Origin of the sequence: Nocardia sp. NPDC058658, from assembly GCF_042716665.1 — a bacterium.
Classification (GTDB): domain Bacteria; phylum Actinomycetota; class Actinomycetes; order Mycobacteriales; family Mycobacteriaceae; genus Nocardia.
In genome coordinates this window covers 147,672-166,606 of the sequence record NZ_JBHXRR010000007.1, presented here as the reverse complement: position 1 = coordinate 166,606, position 18,935 = coordinate 147,672, and the positions used below count along the sequence as shown (strand labels likewise).

18 protein-coding genes are annotated in these 18,935 nt (G+C 68.1%); 10 read left to right on the top strand and 8 right to left on the bottom strand.

The window, feature by feature from the left end; genetic code table 11:
• The first annotated feature begins 107 nt into the window (after positions 1 to 107).
• Positions 108 to 1,094 (top strand): adenylate/guanylate cyclase domain-containing protein, encoded by a 987-nt coding sequence (locus ACFWUP_RS13920; RefSeq protein WP_379234093.1) that lies wholly within the window; start codon positions 108 to 110, stop codon positions 1,092 to 1,094.
• Between the two features lie 25 nt (positions 1,095 to 1,119).
• On the top strand, positions 1,120 to 1,887 hold the full coding sequence (locus ACFWUP_RS13915; RefSeq protein ID WP_379234091.1) for an RluA family pseudouridine synthase: 768 nt from the start codon (positions 1,120 to 1,122) through the stop codon (positions 1,885 to 1,887).
• 2 nt (positions 1,888 to 1,889) lie between these two features.
• Here the strand turns inward: ACFWUP_RS13915 and ACFWUP_RS13910 are convergent, their stop codons facing one another.
• Complete coding sequence (locus tag ACFWUP_RS13910) at positions 1,890 to 2,432, bottom strand: DUF4333 domain-containing protein (RefSeq protein ID WP_379234089.1); 543 nt, start codon at positions 2,430 to 2,432, stop codon at positions 1,890 to 1,892.
• Positions 2,433 to 2,661: 229 nt separating this feature from the next.
• Here ACFWUP_RS13910 and ACFWUP_RS13905 point away from each other — a divergent pair, with 229 nt between their 5' ends.
• A complete protein-coding gene (locus ACFWUP_RS13905) occupies positions 2,662 to 3,441 on the top strand; it encodes a phosphodiesterase (RefSeq protein ID WP_379234087.1) in 780 nt (259 codons plus the stop codon).
• An 88-nt stretch (positions 3,442 to 3,529) separates the two neighbouring features.
• Here the strand turns inward: ACFWUP_RS13905 and ACFWUP_RS13900 are convergent, their stop codons facing one another.
• Both ACFWUP_RS13900 and ACFWUP_RS13895 read right to left on the bottom strand, forming a co-directional pair.
• Positions 3,530 to 4,015: an ester cyclase gene (locus ACFWUP_RS13900; protein ID WP_379234085.1), complete on the bottom strand. Its 486-nt coding sequence runs from the start codon at positions 4,013 to 4,015 to the stop codon at positions 3,530 to 3,532.
• Complete coding sequence (locus ACFWUP_RS13895; protein WP_379234083.1) at positions 4,005 to 4,751, bottom strand: PIG-L deacetylase family protein; 747 nt, start codon at positions 4,749 to 4,751, stop codon at positions 4,005 to 4,007. The genes ACFWUP_RS13900 and ACFWUP_RS13895 overlap by 11 nt, the downstream gene beginning before the upstream one ends.
• A 106-nt stretch (positions 4,752 to 4,857) precedes the next feature.
• Here ACFWUP_RS13895 and ACFWUP_RS13890 point away from each other — a divergent pair, with 106 nt between their 5' ends.
• Entirely contained in the window at positions 4,858 to 6,036 is a 1,179-nt protein-coding gene (locus ACFWUP_RS13890; protein WP_379234081.1) for an acyl-CoA dehydrogenase family protein, read from the top strand.
• A gap of 22 nt (positions 6,037 to 6,058) precedes the next feature.
• Here ACFWUP_RS13890 and ACFWUP_RS13885 read toward each other — a convergent pair whose 3' ends face one another.
• On the bottom strand, positions 6,059 to 8,839 hold the full coding sequence (locus ACFWUP_RS13885; RefSeq protein ID WP_379234079.1) for a BTAD domain-containing putative transcriptional regulator: 2,781 nt from the start codon (positions 8,837 to 8,839) through the stop codon (positions 6,059 to 6,061).
• 20 nt (positions 8,840 to 8,859) lie between these two features.
• Positions 8,860 to 9,771 carry a LysR family transcriptional regulator gene (locus ACFWUP_RS13880; protein ID WP_379234077.1) on the bottom strand — a complete coding sequence of 304 codons (912 nt, stop codon included), beginning with the start codon at positions 9,769 to 9,771 and terminating at the stop codon, positions 8,860 to 8,862.
• Positions 9,772 to 9,855: 84 nt separating this feature from the next.
• Here ACFWUP_RS13880 and ACFWUP_RS13875 point away from each other — a divergent pair, with 84 nt between their 5' ends.
• The 6 genes from ACFWUP_RS13875 to ACFWUP_RS13850 all read left to right on the top strand — a co-directional run bounded on the left by ACFWUP_RS13875 (position 9,856) and on the right by ACFWUP_RS13850 (position 15,988).
• Positions 9,856 to 10,767 carry a DMT family transporter gene (locus tag ACFWUP_RS13875; RefSeq protein WP_379234075.1) on the top strand — a complete coding sequence of 304 codons (912 nt, stop codon included), beginning with the start codon at positions 9,856 to 9,858 and terminating at the stop codon, positions 10,765 to 10,767.
• A 120-nt stretch (positions 10,768 to 10,887) separates the two neighbouring features.
• Complete coding sequence (locus ACFWUP_RS13870) at positions 10,888 to 12,930, top strand: ABC transporter ATP-binding protein (protein ID WP_379234210.1); 2,043 nt, start codon at positions 10,888 to 10,890, stop codon at positions 12,928 to 12,930.
• Between the two features lie 16 nt (positions 12,931 to 12,946).
• The gene (locus tag ACFWUP_RS13865; RefSeq protein ID WP_379234073.1) at positions 12,947 to 13,684 is read left to right on the top strand and encodes an energy-coupling factor transporter transmembrane component T family protein; all 738 of its coding nucleotides are present in this window, start codon (positions 12,947 to 12,949) and stop codon (positions 13,682 to 13,684) included.
• Between the two features lie 48 nt (positions 13,685 to 13,732).
• The gene (locus ACFWUP_RS13860; RefSeq protein ID WP_379234071.1) at positions 13,733 to 14,410 is read left to right on the top strand and encodes a hypothetical protein; all 678 of its coding nucleotides are present in this window, start codon (positions 13,733 to 13,735) and stop codon (positions 14,408 to 14,410) included.
• Between the two features lie 172 nt (positions 14,411 to 14,582).
• The gene (locus ACFWUP_RS13855) at positions 14,583 to 15,215 is read left to right on the top strand and encodes an ammonium transporter (protein WP_379234069.1); all 633 of its coding nucleotides are present in this window, start codon (positions 14,583 to 14,585) and stop codon (positions 15,213 to 15,215) included.
• A 131-nt stretch (positions 15,216 to 15,346) separates the two neighbouring features.
• Positions 15,347 to 15,988 carry a cysteine hydrolase family protein gene (locus ACFWUP_RS13850; protein ID WP_379234067.1) on the top strand — a complete coding sequence of 214 codons (642 nt, stop codon included), beginning with the start codon at positions 15,347 to 15,349 and terminating at the stop codon, positions 15,986 to 15,988.
• Between the two features lie 139 nt (positions 15,989 to 16,127).
• Here ACFWUP_RS13850 and ACFWUP_RS13845 read toward each other — a convergent pair whose 3' ends face one another.
• From ACFWUP_RS13845 to ACFWUP_RS13835, 3 genes are all read right to left on the bottom strand, one after another.
• Positions 16,128 to 16,298: an antitoxin gene (locus ACFWUP_RS13845; protein WP_379234065.1), complete on the bottom strand. Its 171-nt coding sequence runs from the start codon at positions 16,296 to 16,298 to the stop codon at positions 16,128 to 16,130.
• A gap of 76 nt (positions 16,299 to 16,374) precedes the next feature.
• On the bottom strand, positions 16,375 to 18,639 hold the full coding sequence (locus ACFWUP_RS13840) for an ATP-dependent DNA ligase (protein ID WP_379234063.1): 2,265 nt from the start codon (positions 18,637 to 18,639) through the stop codon (positions 16,375 to 16,377).
• A 48-nt stretch (positions 18,640 to 18,687) separates the two neighbouring features.
• Positions 18,688 to 18,933: an antitoxin gene (locus tag ACFWUP_RS13835; RefSeq protein ID WP_379234061.1), complete on the bottom strand. Its 246-nt coding sequence runs from the start codon at positions 18,931 to 18,933 to the stop codon at positions 18,688 to 18,690.
• Between the last annotated feature and the right edge of the window lie 2 nt (positions 18,934 to 18,935).

The window sequence follows — 18,935 nt, the reverse complement described above, 5'->3', positions numbered from 1 at the left end:
AGGCGCTGTGCCAGGTGTCACGGGCGACGGCAGCGGATTTGATGACCCTTGCCAAGGCGGGGACGAGGATGGCCGTCGCGCGCGTGGCGCAGTCGTAGAGTCTGGGTATGCCGGACGCCGAGATGACCGAGTTGGTGCAGCGCAGTGTCGAGGAGGCACTGCTCGGTGGGCCGCGCCGATATACGCGCACGCAGGTCGCCGAGCAGTCGGGCGTACCGGAGGCGGAGTCGCGGCGGTTGTGGACCGCGCTGGGATTTCCGGCGAATGAGGACGACGAGGTCGACTACACGCAGAGCGACATCACCTCGGTCACCAACTTCCGGAGCATGAAAGTTGTTGCCGCGTCCGATATTCGGCAGCAGGCTGCGGCGGCGCGGACGATCGGTCAGGGCATGGCGCGGCTGGCGGAGTGGCAGGCCGATCTGGTGCTGGCCGAGATCAAGGTGCGGGCCGAATCGGCCGATCCCGCGATTGCGCTCGAGGAACGGATCAGGGCCGCAACGGAATCCACGATGGCCAGCATCGACCAGTTGCAGTCGTATGTGTGGCGCAGGCATCTGGCGGCCGCGGTCGCCAGGTCGAACGAGGCCCAGGGCGGCGGTTCGATGCGGACGCTGGCGGTGGGGTTCGCCGATATGGTCGGCTTCACCCGCCTCACCAGGCACCTGCATCCCGACGAATTGTCCACTCTCCTGGAAGCTTTCGAGTCGACCACCACCGCAGCGATCACCGACAACGGCGGCTGGGTGATCAAGAATGTCGGCGACGAGGTGATGTTCGCCGCCGAGACCGCCGAGGACGGCGCCTACATCGCACTCGCCATCCAGGAGTCGACCATGCTCGTCGGCGGCACCCCGGAACTGCGCGTCGCCTTCGCCTACGGCGAGGTTCTGCAACGCTTCGGCGATGTGTACGGCTCGGTGGTCAATATCGCCGCCCGGCTCACCGGCGTGGCCCGGCCCGGCAATGTCCTCATCGACGACGCGGCGGCCGAGGCCCTCGACAACCATCCCGATTTCGCCATTCGCCACCTGCGCAGCGTGCGCGTGCGCGGGTTCAACCGCCTGCGCCCGCACCGCCTGCGGCAGGCATGACGACACCGTTCTCTAGGGTGTTGTAGTGGATTTGGATTGGCGCAGTGTGCGCGAGGACTACACCGTGTTCGCCGACGACGCGGTGCTCGCGTTGAACAAACCGGCGGGGATCTCGGTGACCGGGGAGCGCCACGACACCGATCTGGTGGAGTTGGCGCAGGCCGCGGGCACGCAGCTGTATCCGGTGCACCGGATCGACAAGGTCACCTCCGGGCTGGTGCTGCTGGCTACCGATCTGGCCGCGCACGGGCCGCTGACCAGGCAGTTCAACAATCAGACCGCGCGAAAGGCGTATCTGGCGATCGTGTCGGGGGCCGACCTGCCCGATCACGGCGAGCTCGATCTGCCGTTGAGCGTGGGGCGCAAGAATCGGGTGCGGATCGCGGCGCCGCGGGAGGCGATCCAGCGCGAGGGCGACCGCTGGTTCGTCGCCGAGGCCGACCTGCTACCCGCCAAGAACTATCCCTCGCGGACCCTGTTCAGCACCGTCGCCCGGCACGGCGACCACGCGCTGCTGGCCCTACGGCCGGTGACGGGGCGGCGTCATCAGATCCGCGTGCAGCTGGCCTGGATCGGCCACCCGATCCTCGGCGACCCGCTGTTCGACCGCACCGCCGCGCTCCCCCGCACCCACCTGCACTCCTGGAAACTCGGCCTCGCCGCCGACTGGCTGACCCCACCGGTCCTCGACCTGGCAGCCACCCCCGGCCCCGACTTCTGGGCGCCGCTGACCAGCGACCCGGCCGAGGCCGCCCGACTCCTCGACGCCGCGAAACAGCTCACCGGCGACTGAGGCTATTCGACAAGTCGCCAGTCGCTACCACCCTCGTTGCGAGCGGTCACCTCGATCGTGCCCGATTCACCCTGTTCGTCGAGCGCCGTGCAGGTGAAGACGCTGCCGACCTCGACGATCTTCAGCCCCTGCCCGCAGTCCACCGTCACCGGGAAACCCACCTGCGCCGCGACATCGGTGGTGAGGCTGTTGGCGGTGGCGGCGAGGTCGAACGCGATGTCGCGGGTCGTGAACGTCACCGAGCCCTCGTCGTCTTCGACCTTCACATCGACGCGCACGTCGTTGCCGTCGAGCACCGCGGTGCAGACGAAGGTCTCGCCCTTCTTCGGATCGTCGGCCAGCCGTGGGCATTTGACCGAGTCGACCTTGCGCGACATCGGCGCGTAGGCCTTGTCCAGCTCCGCGGTGATGTCCTTTTCCAGCGCGTCGTAGTCCGGCCCGCCGATCGAGATCGACCCGCTGCACCCGAACAGGGCCAGCGAGAGCGGAACAGTCAACGCGCCCAGGAGGACTCGGGTTCTGGGCGCTGCAATAGAGAGAAACACGCCGCTAAAGCTACGCACTCGCGGGCGTACTACAACGCCGCATCCCACACACCGGAACGCACAGATTCGCGGGCGTGAAAGGTGACACAGACTACTGAGCAGGTTCTCGGCCGTGGCACGACTCATGAAGACGAATAAGCGCAGGTCATCTAGCCTTGAGAGGTGCCGATGAGCAATACCGGCACACTCTGACGCAACGGAGCGATCCCAGAGAAGAAAGCGACTGCCGATGATCCTGGCGGCTCAGCTCAGCGATACCCACTTCGACCTCAGCGCGCGCAACACCGAACGGGTGGAGGCGGTGATGGCATATCTGGCGGACCTGCCGCGCAGGCCCGACGTCATCCTCGTGACCGGCGACATCACCGATTCCGGCACCCCGGAGCAGTACGCGCAGGCCCGCCTGGCCCTGCAGGCCGACATCCCCCTGTACCTGCTGCCCGGCAACCACGACGACCGAGCCAACTTTCGCACCGCGCTGCTGGGCGAGCCCGCCACGACCACCCCGATCAACAGTGTCCACACGATCGGCGCACTGACCGTGATCATGCTCGACTCGAGCATCCCCGGCCAACCGGCCGGACTGCTGGGCGAGGACACCTTCGACTGGCTGCGCGCGACGCTCGCCGAGCTGCCCGACGGGCCCATCCTGGTGGCCCTGCACCATCCGCCCAAGCGCGTGTTCAGCCCGGTCGTCGACGTGATCGCGCTCGCCGATCCGGGCCGGCTGGCCGCCGTGGTCGCGGGCGATCCGCGCATCGTCGGCATCCTCACCGGCCACGCCCACGCCCCGATCGCGACGACCTTCGCGGGCAAACCCATGATCACCTGCCCCAGCACCGCTTCCGTTCTCGGCGGTGAGTGGGAGGTGGCGCCGCCTCATCGCGTCATGGATTACGCCCCCGACCCGGCCCTCGCGCTGCATGTGATCGACGAGAACTTCGGGCTGACAACACATTTCCGCACGGTCGCCATGGGCGGCTGGCTGGGCGTGCCGCCGCCCGCTTGATCGTCGGCCACCCGGCGTAATCGTACAAACGGCGCGCTTTCAATCAGTTTTCTGATTTTTTGGCGTCGAATTGTACGAAGATGCCGGTCTAACGGAGGCCGACGCGCATCCGACTGCGCCGCACTGGCGGATTGTTGGGGGCGGAGCCGAGTTCGCCGCGGTCGACGGTTCGTTCGATGATCAGGCCGTCGGCGAGGCGGAACCAGTAGGTGTGCAGCACGGTGAAGATCGCGCCGCTGGCGGGGATCGTCTGTTGTTGGCTGCCGTCGGGGCCGTAGAGGACCAGGTCGTGGGAGTGGGTGCCGCTCATCGCGGCGTACACGGCGACCTGGTTCCCGTCGGCGACGAGGCGGTGGATCGACCAGTCGAGGTCGGTGAAGGTGGCGCGTAACCACAGCGATGTCGCGTGGATGGCCGACGGACCCTGCGCACGGCAGTCCGGCGGGACGTAGGGGCCTGCGTGGTTGCGGGCCAGCGGGTGGAAGACGGCGGCGAAGTCGTCCGCGGTGCCGTGGCTGAGCAGTTTCACGGCGAGGATGCCGAGGGTGCGGGCGCGGGCCAGGTCAGCATCCATCGCTTGCCGCCACGGATTCGCGTACTTCGGCGGCGACGACGACGAAGGTTTCCTCGGCGACCAGTTCGTGCAGCAGCGCCTCGTCGACCGAGGCGGTGAGGGCGCCGGTCTGGGTGGACATCGCGCGCAGGGCGGTGATCTTGCGATCGAGGGCGGTGCCGGTCAGGGTGTGGTTCAGGGGGATTTCCGCGCGGGGCACGCCGACGGGGCGCAGGGGGCTCATGTACATGTCCCACTCCTCGTAGAGCGGCATGAAGCGGGCGAGTTTCTCGGCCGACGGCACCGCGTACAGGAGTCGGCCGGGGCGACCCGCGGCGTGCCAGGCGCGGGTGACCCAGCGGTGGACGGCGATGTGGTCGAGGTGGAAGGTCATGCCCTCCGGGCCGAAGGTGAGGATGGTGTCGGGCTGAACTTCGGCGAGAAGGTCTGCGGCCCAGACTCTTCCGGACAGGTCGTGCATCGGGAACTCGCCGTCGGGGAAGTCGTCGACGCGGTGTTCGGTGACGCCGAGGACGGCCATCGCGGCGGCGGCTTCCCAGCGGCGGACCTGGCCGAGGCGTTGCGGCGGCCAAGTCTGCGAGTCCGAAGTGCCCATTTCGCCGGCGGAGGCGTTCGCGCAGACCACGCGTTGACCGTTGTCGCGGGCGGCCGCCATGATCCCGGCGGCCAGGTAGGTTTCGTCGTCGGGATGGGCCCAGACCGACAGAATCGTGCCGAGTTCTTCGATTGCGATCATGGCGTTCAGCCTGCGTGGATGCCCTGTCAGCGGGCTGTCAGACGTCGGGCGGCCCGTGACAGCGCGCGACAGCGTCGCAACAGCCCGACCCCCAACAGTGGCTCCCATGACTCAGACCATCAGCGAAACCCGCACCATCCCGACCGACATGCTGGAACGGTTCCGGTCCCGCGCCGCGGCCCACGACCGTGCCAACACCTACTTCACCGAGGACCTCGCCGAACTGCGCGGCATCGGCTACCTGGCCGCCGCCGTCCCCGCCGAACGTGGCGGCTGGGGTCTTGACCTGGCCCAGCTCGCCGCGAGTCAGCGTCGCCTCGCCGCCTACGCTCCCGCCACCGCGCTGGCGATGTCGATGCATTCGTACTGGATCGGCATCGCCAACGAAATGGCAAGGGCCGGTGACCATTCGCTCGACTGGATCTATGACGAGGCGCTGGCGGGCGAAGTGTTCGCGGCGGGACATGCCGAGCCGGGCAACGACATTCCGGTACTGCTGTCCACCTGCGGAGCCCGTCGCGTCGACGGCGGGTACCGGCTCACCGGGCGCAAGCAGTTCGGGTCCAACGGCCCCGCGTGGAAGTGGCTGGGCGCGCACGCGCTCGATGTCGACGCCGAGGGCGGGCCGAAGGTGGTGCACGCCTTCGTGAAACGCGGTTCCGAGGGTGCGACAGTAGTCGAGAACTGGGACACGCTCGGTATGCGGCCGACCCAGAGTCACGACACCCAGCTCACCGAGGTGTTCGTGCCCGATGCGCGGATCGGTTGTGTGATGCCCGCCGGGGACGCCGACCATCCGTTCCTGACGGGGATGACGATGTGGCCGCTGTCGCTGATCGGCGCGGTGTATCTCGGAATCGGCGACCGCGCACTGGAATTGGCGGTCGAGAACGCGCGGCGCAAGAAGTCGATGGCGATCGAACGTGGCGCCTACGCCTACAACCCGTTCGTGCAGCACCAGATCGCGTCGATGTATCTGGAACTCGATGCCGCCGACGCGGTGCTGACCAAGTTCACGACGGACTGGGTGACCGGTGCCGATCACGGTGCCGACTGGGCGCCGAAGGTGTACTCGATGAAATGGCGGACCGTCGGAGCCGCCAAGCGGGTGGTCGATACCGCGCTCGATGTGGTGGGTGGGGCCGCGATGTTCTCCGGGAACGAGCTCGAGCGGCTCTACCGCGATGTGCGGTGCGGCGGTTTCCATCCCGGCAACGACGCGCTGACCCATGAGATGGTCGGCAAGGCGGTGCTCGGCATTCTGGGCGAGCAGCCGCGCTGGTGAAACCCCTGGCCCGCAGGCTGATTCACGCCTGCGGGCCGAGGGCGGCCAGGGTGTAGTCGAGGATCGCGTCGTTGCCGAGTTCGACACCACGGCGGCGAGCTCGCTCGAACCTGGTGTCGCCCAGTGCTGTTCGCAAGCGTTCGGACATCTGGTCGAGGACCTCACGATCGGAGCCGAGGGGCTGATCGGCCGCGGCGGCACGGATCGCACCGTCGAGGACCGCGGCCTGTTCCGACCGGCCGAGCTGATCGAGCAACAGCGCGATCGAGCGCAACATCACCCACTGGGTCGACCACATTCCGGCACGCTGCCAGCTGCGAATCAACGAGGGGTACGCAGCTGCGGCGTCGGCGGTGCGGCCCGAACGGACATCGAGGGACACGCGCGAGGCCCCGGCGACACCGGATACGAAGGTGGTGCCGGTGGCTTCGGCCATCCGCAGTGCCCGGTCGAGCAGCTCGCGCGCCCGGTCCTGGTCGATCTCGAGGACGGCCTCGCCCGCGCAATAGAGCGCGTAGGCGACGTAAGGGGAAGTGACGGAGCCGGTTTCGGCGACGAGCTCGGCCGAGCGCTGCTCGACGGCCGGATCGCCCGCGTAACCGAGCAGCATGGTCCAGGTCGCCACGTCCATGTTCGACGGCGGTCGATCGGGGAGCACGGCGGCGCGGCGATACCACTCGGCGGATTCGTCGAAGCGACCCGAGAACAGGTCGCACACGCCATAGGCGCCGTAGGCGTTGTAGGGCGGGTCGTCGCAGACGGCGAGGGCACGACCGGCGCGATCGTAAGCGCCGGGCAGGTCACCGGCCATCCAGCGGGCGTACGCCGCCGACGCGAAGACCCCGGCAGCGGTGCGGCTGGTGGCTGCCGGATCGGCGGCGATCACGAGTTCGGCCAGGCCGAGGACGTCGGGGCGCAGTCGGAGCAGGCCGTAGTCGGTCAGTGCGGCGACGAGGCGGGCGGCGTTCGCGGTGTCGCCGTGGTCGAGTAGCCAGTGCAGGGCACGGTGGAGTTCGGTGATCGACTCGTCGATCCGGGAGATGACGGTGGCGGACCCGACGAGTTCGCGGTCGGCGCGCTCGACCCAGTCGACGAAGTAGTGCGCGTGGCGGGCACCCGCGTTGTCGTCGGTGGTGGCGCGTTCGGTGCGGCCGAATGTTCGCAGGGTTTCGAGGAGGGCGTAGCGGCGGCCGGGCGCGCGCAGCACCAGTGAACGTTCGGTGAGTTCGGTCAGGCGGTCGGCGGTCGGGCCCACCTCGGTGCCGCAGACCGCGGCCGCGGCGGCGACATCGAAGGGGCTGGAGAACACGGACAAGCTCGTAAACGCTTCTCGCAGTGGAGTGTCGAGCAGATCTACCGACCAGGCCACGGCGGCGGCGAGGGAGCCGTGGCGGGTCGCGGTGCGGTAACCGGCTGAGAGGAAATCGAATTGACGATCGAGGCCTGCCGCGATCTCCTCGACGTCGTGCGAATACATCCGTGCCGCAGCGAGTTCGATGGCGAGCGGTAGTCCGTCGAGGCGGGCGACGATCGCGGAGATCTGGTCGACGGCGGCGGGTTCGAGTGCGAGTTCGCCGGTGACCGAGGCGGCGCGCTCGAGGAACAGTTCGACGCCGGGGGACGTGTCGAGCGGGGGTACGCGGCGCACCTGTTCGCCTGCTACACGCAGGCGTTCGCGGCTGGTGGCGGCTACCCGTAGACGCGGGCAGCGGGTCAGCAGCAGGTCGACCAGTGCGGCGATCGGTTCGAGGACGTGCTCGCAATTGTCCAGGAGCACAAGCATTTCCGCAGTACCGATGACGCCCGCGATGCGTTCGTCGAGGGGTATGCCGGGGCGTACGTCTATGGCGAGCGCGGCGGCGACCGCACCGACCGCACCGTCGGCATCGGTGCCGGCCAGCTCACACCATACGACCGGGGTAGCGGCGTGCCTGCGTCCCAGTTCGAGCATCATCCGGGTCTTGCCGACGCCACCGGGACCGACGAGGGTCACCAGTCGGGCATCGGCGAGCAGGGCCTCGGTCTCGGCCAGCAGATCCGCGCGCCCGACCAGTGCGGTGACCGACATCGGAAGTAGTTGGGCTGCTTCGGTTCTCTGATCGCCGGTGAGCAACTGCTGGTAGCGCTGCTGGAGCGGCTCGGACGGTTCGGTGCCGAGTTCGTCGGCGAGCAGGCGGCGGAATTCGTCGTAGACCCGCAGCGCGTCGGCGGAGCGGCCGGTCGCGGCCAACGCGTCGATCAGCAAGGCGCGCGGGTGTTCTCGCAGCGGATACTCGTCGACCACCGCGCGCAGCTCGGCCGCCAAACCGTCGGTCCGCCCGTCGGCGAGTCGAACGGCCGCCTCGGCTTCACGCGCTCTGACCCGAAGTTCCTCCAGGCGAACCGATTCCGCCCGCGCCTCGTCCACCATGTCGAGTTCCGGATACGCAGCTCCGACCCAGCGGCGCAGGATAGCCGTGGGCGAACCGCCGCCGTCGAGGATCTCCCCCAGCTCGTCGGCATCGACCACGACCCGAGCCGGATCCAGCCGGTACCCGTCGCCCGCCGACTCGATCACCTCCGGCAGCACCCGTCGCAGCCGCGACATATGACTGTGCAACGCCGCCGCCGGATTGTTCGGTCCGCCGTCGGGCCACAACAACTCGATCGCCGCGTCCACCGAAACCACCGCCCCGCGCCGCAACACCAGCAGCGCGAGCAACCGCCGCGGCAACACCCCACTCGGCGTCACCTCGTCGCCCTCGGGCCCCCACACCCGCAGCGGCCCGAGCACGGCACACCGATACCGACCCACTTCGTGCACTGTTCCGCCTCTCCGCGTCTTCAGCGCGAGGTCCGGGAGCTGTGCGGCGCGACCGCCAGTTCGTCGAGCAGCTCCATCGTTCGGACGACGACTGGATTGTAGGACTCGGAGTCTTTGATGTGCGCGCAGACGGTGCGCCGCGGCGTCGGATTGGTGAGCTCCAGCGCGCAGGCACCGGGCGGCAGCTCGGTGGCGCCGAGGCGCGGGATCACCGTGATGCCGATCCCGCGCGCCACGAAACGCAACGCCGACGGATAGTCGGTGGTCTCCACCTCGAATCGCGGCGTGAAACCCGCTGCCGCACAGGCGTTCAGCATGGCCTGGCGACAGGGTCCGCGACTGATGTCGCTGTCGATCCACCGGTAGCGCTCCAGCTCGGCCACGTCCACCGTGGTGCGACCGGCGAGTTCGTGCCCGGCGGGCACCACCGCGACGTACGGCTCGGTCATCAGGTCGCGGTGGGTGTAGCCGACCACCTGGGTCGGTTTGTCCAGGCGCACGGTGAGCGCGATATCGGGCCGGTTGACCGACACCTCGGCCAGCTCGTCGACGATGCGCAGCCGCATTCGGGTGTCGGGGAATTCGTGGGTGAGGGTGGCGACCACGTCGGGCATCCAGTTGGTGCCTGCCGAGCTGAAGGTGTTGATGGTGATCCGGCCCGCCTTGCCCGCCCGCAGGTCCGACACCGTCGAGCCGAGCGCGTTCAGTTCGTCGAGCACCTTGGCCGCCTCGGCCGCGATCACCCGACCCGCTGGCGTCGGCTCCACGCCGCGACCGACCCGTTCGAGCAGTTGCAGGCCGGTTTCGCGTTGCAGCGCGGTGAGGTGCTGGGAGACGGCCGACGGTGAGTAGCCGAGGGTCGATGCCGCCGCGGCCACCGAGCCGGTCGCCACCACGGAACGGAAGATCATCAAGCGGTGCGTGTCGATCATGCGAATTCCTCGATTCAGTCCTACTGAATAGTAGATGGCAAATAACCGCTTGTGCTTATCTCTTGACCGGTCCACGGTAGAGGAATGAAGTCGCATCTGCCCGCCCTCGCCCTGGTTGCCGTGATGCTGACCTGGGCATCGTCGTTCGTGATCATTCGCGGCATCGCACCGTATGTCTCGCCCGCGGCGATGGCATCGGGGCGAATTCTCGTCGGCGCGATCGTGTTGGGGGTGGTGCTCGCGGTCCGCGGCGCGAAGATGCCGCGCGGCCTGGCGTTGTGGCTGACGCTGGCCTACGGCGCGCTGTGGTTCGGGCTGTACACGGTGCTGGTGAACGCCGCCGAACACCATCTCGACGCGGGCACCACGGCACTGCTGGTGAATATCGCGCCCATCGTGGTCGCGGTGCTGGCCGGGGTGTTCTTGAACGAGGGCTTCCCGCCGCTGCTCATCGTCGGAATCGCGGTCAGTTTCAGCGGCGCGGCGATCATCGCGTTCACCGGCCCCGGACAACGCGACCGCATCGGCGTCCTGCTCGCGGTGGCCGCCGCCCTGCTCTACGGGGTCAGCGTGGTCGCGCAGAAACTCGTCCTGCGAACCACCGATCCGGTGACCACGACGGCGTTGGGAGCGATCGCCGGCGCGGTCGTCCTGCTGCCGTGGGCGCCGCAGATGGCACACCAACTGGCCGAAGCGCCCCTTTCGGCCACCGTCGGCGTCGTCTACATGGGCCTGGTCCCGACCGGCCTGGCCTTCCTCCTCTGGGCCTACGCCCTGTCGCACACGCCCGCAGGCGTCACCGCGTCCTCTAGCTACGCCGTCCCCGCCCTCGCCATCGGCATGTCGTGGGTCTTCCTGGCCGAAGTCCCCACCCCCACCGCCCTCCTCGGCGGCGTTCTGTGCCTGACCGGTGTGGCAATAGCCCGCCTGAACCCGCGCATGTTCCGCCGCACACCCCAGGATCACGTTCCCGAACCCGTGCCCGCGCGCCCATAGTTTCCACACAAGCTCCTCATCAGCCCCACACCCGCAACCGCAACCCCCTGGCAGACTGGACAGGTGAGCGACACCCCCCGCGGCCCCCTGCGCCCGATCGAACTTGCGAGCGGCGCGGTGATGGCTGGGCTCACGGTCGGCCTCATCACCGTCGGCTCACTGGTTCCCATGGCCGCCGCGTTGCAGCTCGTCGCGGCGGTTCCGCTCGGCCTGCTCGCGCAGCGGTATCGGCTTCGCGCGCTGGTCACCGCCACCATCGCGGCCACGCTCGTCACCTTCGTCGCCGCGGGCATGATGCCAGCGCTCGGGGTGATGGGCGCGGCCACCCTGGCCGGAATCATCGGCACGGTGAAACGTCGAGGTGGCGGATTCCCCACAGTGTTCGCGCTCGGAATCGTGGCAGCCGTCGGCTGGGGGCTGTTCTCCGTCGGCAGCCTGCTGCTCTTCGCGCGCACCAGGGAACTGTTCTTCGAAGCGTTCCGCAACACCGCGAAGGGCATCGAGAACCTGGCGGGCCGGGTGCCCGCACTGGAACCGCTCGGCCGAGGCGCGGCCGACGCCGTCGGGGTGATTCTGGACTGGTGGTGGATCTACATCGGCGCCACCGTCGCGTTCGGTGTGCTGGTCAGCACGGTGATCTCCTGGTTCGTGCTCGGCGCGGTCCTCGATCGACTGGCCTGGTTACCTGGCAGTGATCGCCTCGACGCACCTGCCGACGATCGCCCGGTCGGGCCGCTACCGGTGTCGCTGCACGGGGTCGGTTACCGGTACGAGGGCGCTCGGGTGGACGCGCTCGCCGACATCGATCTCACCATTCGTCCTGGCGAGTTCGTCGCCGTCGTCGGCCACAACGGGTCCGGCAAATCGACCTTGACCAGAGTTCTGGCAGGCCGACCGCCCACCACCGGTGCGGTGGATCGGCCGGGTTCGGCGGGCCTCGGTGCCATCGGCGGCACCGCGCTGGTCCTGCAGCGACCGGAGAGCCAAACGCTCGGCGTCTCGGTCGCCGACGACGTCGTGTGGGGGTTGTCGGCGGAATCGGCCGCCGAGGTCGACGTCGACGCTCTGCTCGCCGAGGTCGGCCTCGCCGATATGGGCGGCCGCGAAACCGCCACCCTCTCCGGCGGCCAGCAGCAGCGCCTCGCCGTGGCCGCCGCGCTGGCCCGCCGACCGGCCCTGCTCATCGCCGACGAGGCCACCTCGATGCTCGACCCCGACGGCCGCCGCGAACTCGTCGCCCTGCTCGCCGAACTGCCCCGCCGCCACGGCACCGCCGTTGTCCTCGTCACCCACCACGAAGCCGACGCGACCGCCGCCGACCGGGTGATCCACCTCGCCGACGGCCGCATGGTCGACCACCTCGCCAGCTGGCCGCACCCCGCCCGCGACCAACGCCGCAGGCCGATGGGTTCCCCCGTCCTCGAACTCACCGATGTGCACCACACCTACAACCGCGGCACGCCGTGGGAGGCGCCCGCCCTGCACGGCGTGGACCTGTCGGTCCGCAAGGGCGAGGCGCTGCTGATCGTCGGCGGCAACGGGTCCGGCAAATCGACGCTGGCCTGGATCATCGCGGGACTGATCGCGCCGAGTTCGGGCCGCTGCGAACTGCGCGGCACCGCGGTCGACAAGCAGGTCGGCGATGTCGCCCTGGCCTTCCAGCACTCCCGGCTGCAACTGCAGAAGCAGACCGTGGGCGCCGAGATCGCCGACTGGGGCGGGCGCGCGACCGGGTCCGGCGCGGTCGGGCGGGCACTGGACGCGGTGGGCCTTGATCGGCGCCTCGCCGCCCGCTCGGTCGAGGAACTCAGCGGCGGGCAGGCCAAACGGGTCGTCCTCGCCGCGATGGTGGCGAGCCGGCCGCAGGTGGTGGTGCTCGACGAACCACTGGCGGGCCTGGATCCGCAAGGTCGCGCCGAGATCGTGGAACTGCTTGCCCGGCTACGGGATTCGGGGCTGACGCTGATCATCATCTCCCACGATGTCGCCGAGATGGCGATGGTCTGCGACCGCACCGTGCACCTCGACGGTGGCGTGGTGGTCTCGGCCGACGGCCACCCGATCGCGAGAACCGAACGCGCACCGGAGAAGTCGCCCGTCACGGCCGGACTCCCCCACGGCGCCACGGCGCACACCAGCGCACCGAAAGGCACCACCCCATGAGCAAAGGCACCACCCCATGAGCACAGTGCTGCTGCGTGAAGTACCGGTCGACAGCGTCGTACACCGCCTGTGGGCAGGCACGAAGATGATCGCCGCGTTCGCCATCAGCCTGCTGCTGATGTTCCTGCCGTCCTGGCCGGTGCTCGGGGTGATCGCGGCATTCCTTGCGCTGATCTGGGTGCTCGGGCGGCTGCCGCTCGGCGCGCTCCCCCGGCTGCCGTGGTGGTTCTGGGGGCTGGTCGTGCTCGGCGGTCTGATCAATGCGCCGATGGGCACGAAGGCGGTGCTCGGCTACCTGCAGGTCTTCGTGTTCGGCATGATTCTGGTGGCCGCCTCGTTCCTGATCGCGTTCACCACACCGATGGGTGAGATCGCCCCCGCACTCGCGAAACTCGGTGCGCCACTGCGTAAATTGCGGCTCCCGGTCGACGAATGGGCGGTGGTCGTCGCGTTGACGCTGCGCGGTCTGCCGCTGCTGTTCGACGAGATCCGGGTGCTGCGCGCGGCCCGCAAACTGCGGCCCAAAGAGAACCTCCTGCGCCGCACCACCGACCCGCTCATCGACATCCTCACCGCGTGCATGGCGGTGTCGTCGCGGCGCGCGGGCGAACTCGGCGAGGCGATCACCGCGCGCGGCGGGACCGGGATGCTGACGGCGCATCCGAGCGCACCGCACCGTCGGGACGCGATCGCCCTCGCGGTCGTGGCCGCGGTCTGCGCGGGCGCGATCGTGTTGAGCATCGTCATCGGCTGACCCCGCGCCTCCCCGGCAACACCCGATTCCCAGGCGATACTGCACGATGTGACCGACAGCGAGCACGCGCTCCCGGCCTGGCGCAGGCCCACCGAGGGCGAATCCCGTCTCTCCGCCACCGCCGCGATCCTCGCGCTCGTGGCGGTCCAGGCCCTGCTGCCCGAGCAGTTCCTGCCCGCACCGGTGTGGCTGCTGCCCGCGCTGGAACTGGGCGTGCTCGCCGTGCTGATCGTCGCGAACCCGAGCCGGATGGACCGCGAGGAACCGTGGATTCGCAAGCTCAGCCTGTTGCTGGCGGCACTGATCACCTTCGCCACCGCCGTGTCGACGGTTCGGTTGGTGCAGACCATCGTCGTCGGCACCATCGATAAACAGCCCAGCGAACTCCTGCTCAGCGGCGCGATCATCTGGACGACCAACGTGATCGCGTTCTCCCTCTGGTACTGGGAATTCGATCGCGGCGGCCCCGCGGCCAGGGCGAACAACCGAGAACCGGTGCCCGACTTCCTGTTTCCACAGATGCAGTCGCCCGAGCTGGCCGACAAGGACTGGCGACCCGAATACTTCGACTACCTCTACCTGGCCTACACCAACGCCACCTCGTTCGCGCCCGCCGACGTATTGCCGCTCTCGCGCTGGTGCAAGGTGATGATGATGGCGCAGTCGGTGATCTCCCTGCTGCTCGGCGCGATGGTGATCGCGCGCGCCATCAACATTCTGAAGTAGATCGCAATACCCCGATTTCACTGTCCCGAAACCTTGTTGCAAGATATGGTTCGTCACAGAAATCGAGCTAGGCAGCTTCACGCGCCGGTCACGCACTTTCTCGGGGGAAGTCATCACCACGGCGCTTGTTCGAGCACTCACACCTGATGAAGTCCAGATGGGAAATGTTCATATGATCATCCGCAGAATCGCCGCGGCCGCCATTCCGGTGCTCGCGGCAGCGCTGGTGGGAACCGGAATCGCCGGTGCAGAACCGGTCACGCCGGATGTCGAATACCGCACCGAACTCATCGGCAACACCGTCGTCACCACCCTCACCAACGGCACCTTCGCGATCACCGGCGGCGCGGTCGACATCCGCGACTCGGCGGGCGCGACCCTGGTCACGCTGCCGCTCTCGGTCCGCGACGGCAGTTTCGAATACCCGCTGCCGCACGCGGTTCGCGCGGACAGCACCGTACTCGAGCTGACCGCGGTCAAAGACATCGCGACAGCACGGCCGAACCTGACACCGGTCGCCTCGCCCGCGGAAAACTATGCGGCACAGGCGAACTTCGCCTCCACCTTCGGCCTTGCCACCGCGGTCGGCAGCTTCGTCGGCATGGCCATCGGTGCCGTGATCGGGCTCGTGATCGGCGCGGCAGCGGGCGGGGTCGGCGCGCTGCCCGGCTTCATCACCGGCGCCACCGTCGGCGGCATCATCGGCACCCTGGTCGCCGGTGGGCCGACGCTGATCATCGCGGGCATGGACCTGATCAACACCTGGAACGCGCCTCCCGGCACCACCCAGTACGCCACCAAATAACCTGCGGCACAGCCTGATCGCCCCGACGTCGACACCGACGTCGGGGCGTTCGCGTCTCCGGGCACCCGCCTCGCACACGACAGACTCGGCGACTCTCGACAGACTCGCGACGGACGACGATACTGGCGCCGGTGCGACAAGGAAACGGACTCGACATTCCCGATACCCTCGGCGATCTGTGCGCGCCCGACCGGATGGCGCTGATCGTCTACGACATGCAGGTCGGCGTCCTCGGCCAACTACCCGACGGCCAGGAGATCGTCGAACGCGTGGTGCGGGTCGTCGAAGCGGCCCGACGCGGCGGCTACCCGGTGATCTTCCTGCGCCACTTCTTCCCGCCACGGCGACTGACCGGCGTGTACGGGATGCGCCTACTGATGAGCTGGCAGAACGCCGAAACCGTCGACGATGTGGCCTTCATCCTGCAACGCGATACGCCCGCGTTCGAGCTGGTACCGGAACTCGTACCGCGCGAGGACGAGCTGGTCTTCGACAAGATGTCGATGTCGGCCTTCGAGGGCACGCCCCTGGCCACCCTGCTGCGCGATCTGCGAATCGGCGCCTACGCCATCGCCGGGGTGGCGCTCGAGATCGGGATCGCGCCCACGGTCAGCCATTCGACCGATCTCGGTTTCGTGCCGGTGGTGATCAGTGATGCCTGCGGCGGTCGCGACAAAGAGGCGATAGCACGGGCCTACGACGACTTCGCGTTCCAGGGCAATGCACTGGTCACCGATATCGACACGATCTCGAGCCTGATGTCCGAAAACTGAACAACCGGCAATCTTTCAGCACTGGATTTTCGGCCGCCTCGGATCCGAGAGGCGAGACGTAACGCCGAAGGCGGAGTATCGCCTCTCGGATTCGAGGCCCTCAGGGCCGAAAATCCCGCGGCGCCAGCCGCAAGAAAATTCAGCGGAGCGCGTTCTTTGCCGCGTCCTGGGCGGAGTCGACCTGGCCGCTGAACTTGCCGCCGGTCTTGGCGTCGACCACGTCACCGGCCTTGTCGATCACGCCGTCGACCTTGTCCGCATGCTGGGCGGCCATGTCCATCGCCTTGCCCGCCAGGTTCTTGAAATCCACCGCGTACTCCTCGTTTGATCCGACACCGGGTACAACCCGACAACCGTAGCAACATCGCAGCTTTCGCGGGTGGGCATCAGCGTGGTGAACTCGTCACACCGTCCCACACGGGGTGCCAGAGCCGTCCGGTGTCGGTCCACGCCTGGAAACGGACGGTGCCGGTGAGCTCCGGGGTGACCCACTGCGCGTCGTGGCGTTCGTCGGCGGTCAGCTCATTGGTGAACGGTGAGGTGTCGCGGCGTAGCCCGGCCAGTTCGTCGGCTATCCGACGCGACTGCTCGTACCCGAACCCCGTCCCCACCCGGCCGACGTAGATGAGCCCTTCCTCGTGCGGCATGCCGAGCAGCAGCGACTTGAACGGCCGTTTATCGCTGCGCCGCCACCCGCCGACCACCACTTCGCGGGTACGCCAATTGCGCTGCTTGAGCCAGGTCTGGCTGCGCTTGCCCGGCTGATACACCGATTCCAGCCGCTTGGCGACGACACCTTCCTGACCCTGCTCGCGACTGACCTTCATCACCTCGGCACCCGAACCGTCCAGCAGCGCACTGACATTCATCGACGGCGACAGCCTGCCCAGCGCCTCGAGCACGGTGCGACGATCGGTGTACTTCTTGCGCAGCAGGGAGGTGCCGTCGAGGTAGAGCACGTCGAAGGCGACGAATACCGCACGGGCCGAATCCGCTTGCAATGCTGAGATATCCGAGAGTCCGGCGTCATCGAGGACTACCGCCTCACCGTCCAGGATCACCTGGTGTCCGGCCAGTTCTTCGCCGAGCGCGGCCAGGCGCGGGTACCGGGCGGTCACCGTGTTACCCGCGCGGCTGCGGACAGTGACTGTGCCGTCGTCGATTTCGACGATCACCCGAAAGCCGTCCCATTTCGTTTCGAAGGCCCAATCCGCAGGGGTCAGCGATTCGACATCTCCTGCGGTAGCCAGCATCGGCGACAGCCCACGCGGAAACCCCTTGTCCATCACAGGTTCTCGACGGGCCTGGTCGCGCATGAAGTGCATCAACCACTGGTCGCCCTTGGTCTGGATGAAGGCGTAGCGGCCGGACACCCGCTCACCGTCGAGTTCGACGATCACCTCGTCGGAACGCCACTTCTCGGTGACATAGGTGCCCGAATCCCAGATCGTCATCTCCCCGGCTCCGTATTCACCCTTCGGAATCGAGCCGTGGAAGTGCAGGTATTCGAGGGGGTGATCCTCGGTGCGCACCGCGAGGCGGTTGTGTTTCGGCTCGGTCGGCGGACCCTTGGGCACCGCCCAGGAGGCGAGGACGCCGTCGTGTTCGAGGCGAACATCCCAGTGCAGGCGGCGGGCGTGATGTTCCTGGATGACGAAACGGTTGCCGGGGCCGGGTTCCGGGGCCGCCTCGGGGACGGGTTCGGGGGTGCGCTGCGGGTCGCGCATGCTGCGGTACTTGGCGAGGGAGTCCGGGCGCGGCCGGTCCGGCAGTGGCGGGTCGAGTTCGGCCAGCAGGTCACCGTCGGCCTGCCAGCGGGCGAGCACCTCGTCGAAACGTAACTGGCGCAACGCATCCGCGTCTTCGATCTCGGCCCAGGTGCGCGGGGCGGCCGCATTGGGTTCGGCGCGACCACGCAGCGAGTACGGGGCGATGGTGGTCTTGGCGGCGTTGTTCTGACTCCAGTCCAGGAACACCTTGCCCTTGCGGGCCGCCTTCGCCATGGTCGCCGTCACCAGATCCGGGTGCAGCGCTTCGAGATTGGTCGCCACCTGCTTCGCCACGGTGGACGCGCCACGCGAACTCACCGGCCGGTCCAGGGGCACATAGACGTGAATCCCCTTGCTACCGCTGGTAACCGGAAACGCCCGCATACCGATATCGGCGACCAGCTCGCGCACGGCCAGCGCGACCCGCGCGCATTCGGCCAACCCGGCACCGGGCCCAGGATCGAGATCGAACACGATCCTGGTCGCCGGGCCGCGTTCGTCACCGTCGAAACACCATTGCGGCACATGGATTTCCAGCGCCGCTTGCTGCCCTAGCCAGGCCATTCCCGCTTCGGAGTCGATCAGCGGATACACCACGCGACGGCTGGAATGCTCGATCGCGGCTCGGTGGATCCACGCGGGCGCGTGCTCTGGAAGGTTCTTCTCGAAGAAATCGGAGTGATCGACCCCGTTCGGCCACCGTTTTCTGGTGACCGGACGCCCCGCCACATGCGGCAACGCGGCCTCGGAGATCGCCGAATAGTAGGCGATCACCTCGCCTTTGGTGGTGCCGGTCTCCGGGTACAGCACTTTGTCGAGGTTGCTGAGCTCAACCTCGATGTCCGGTTCACCCGGCGCGCCCCGAAATTCCCGGCGGACCATCGACGCAATCCGGCTACGGGGACCGACTACCGGCCCCCGCGCACCGAATCAGGCCTTGGGTCCCGGATCTGTCGGAGCGGGGCCGCCGGGGGCTGCACCGGGACCTGCCTGCGGGGGCACGACCTTCTTGGCCGCGTCCTTGCCCTTCTCGATCTTGTCGGTGTACTTGCCCTTGGTTTTGTCATCGATGAAGGTGCCGGCCTTGTCGACCGCCTCATTGATCTTGTCGGCGTTCTGTTCGACCGCGACCTTGCCCTTACCGAGCAAGCCCTTCAAGGTATCCACGAGACTCATCT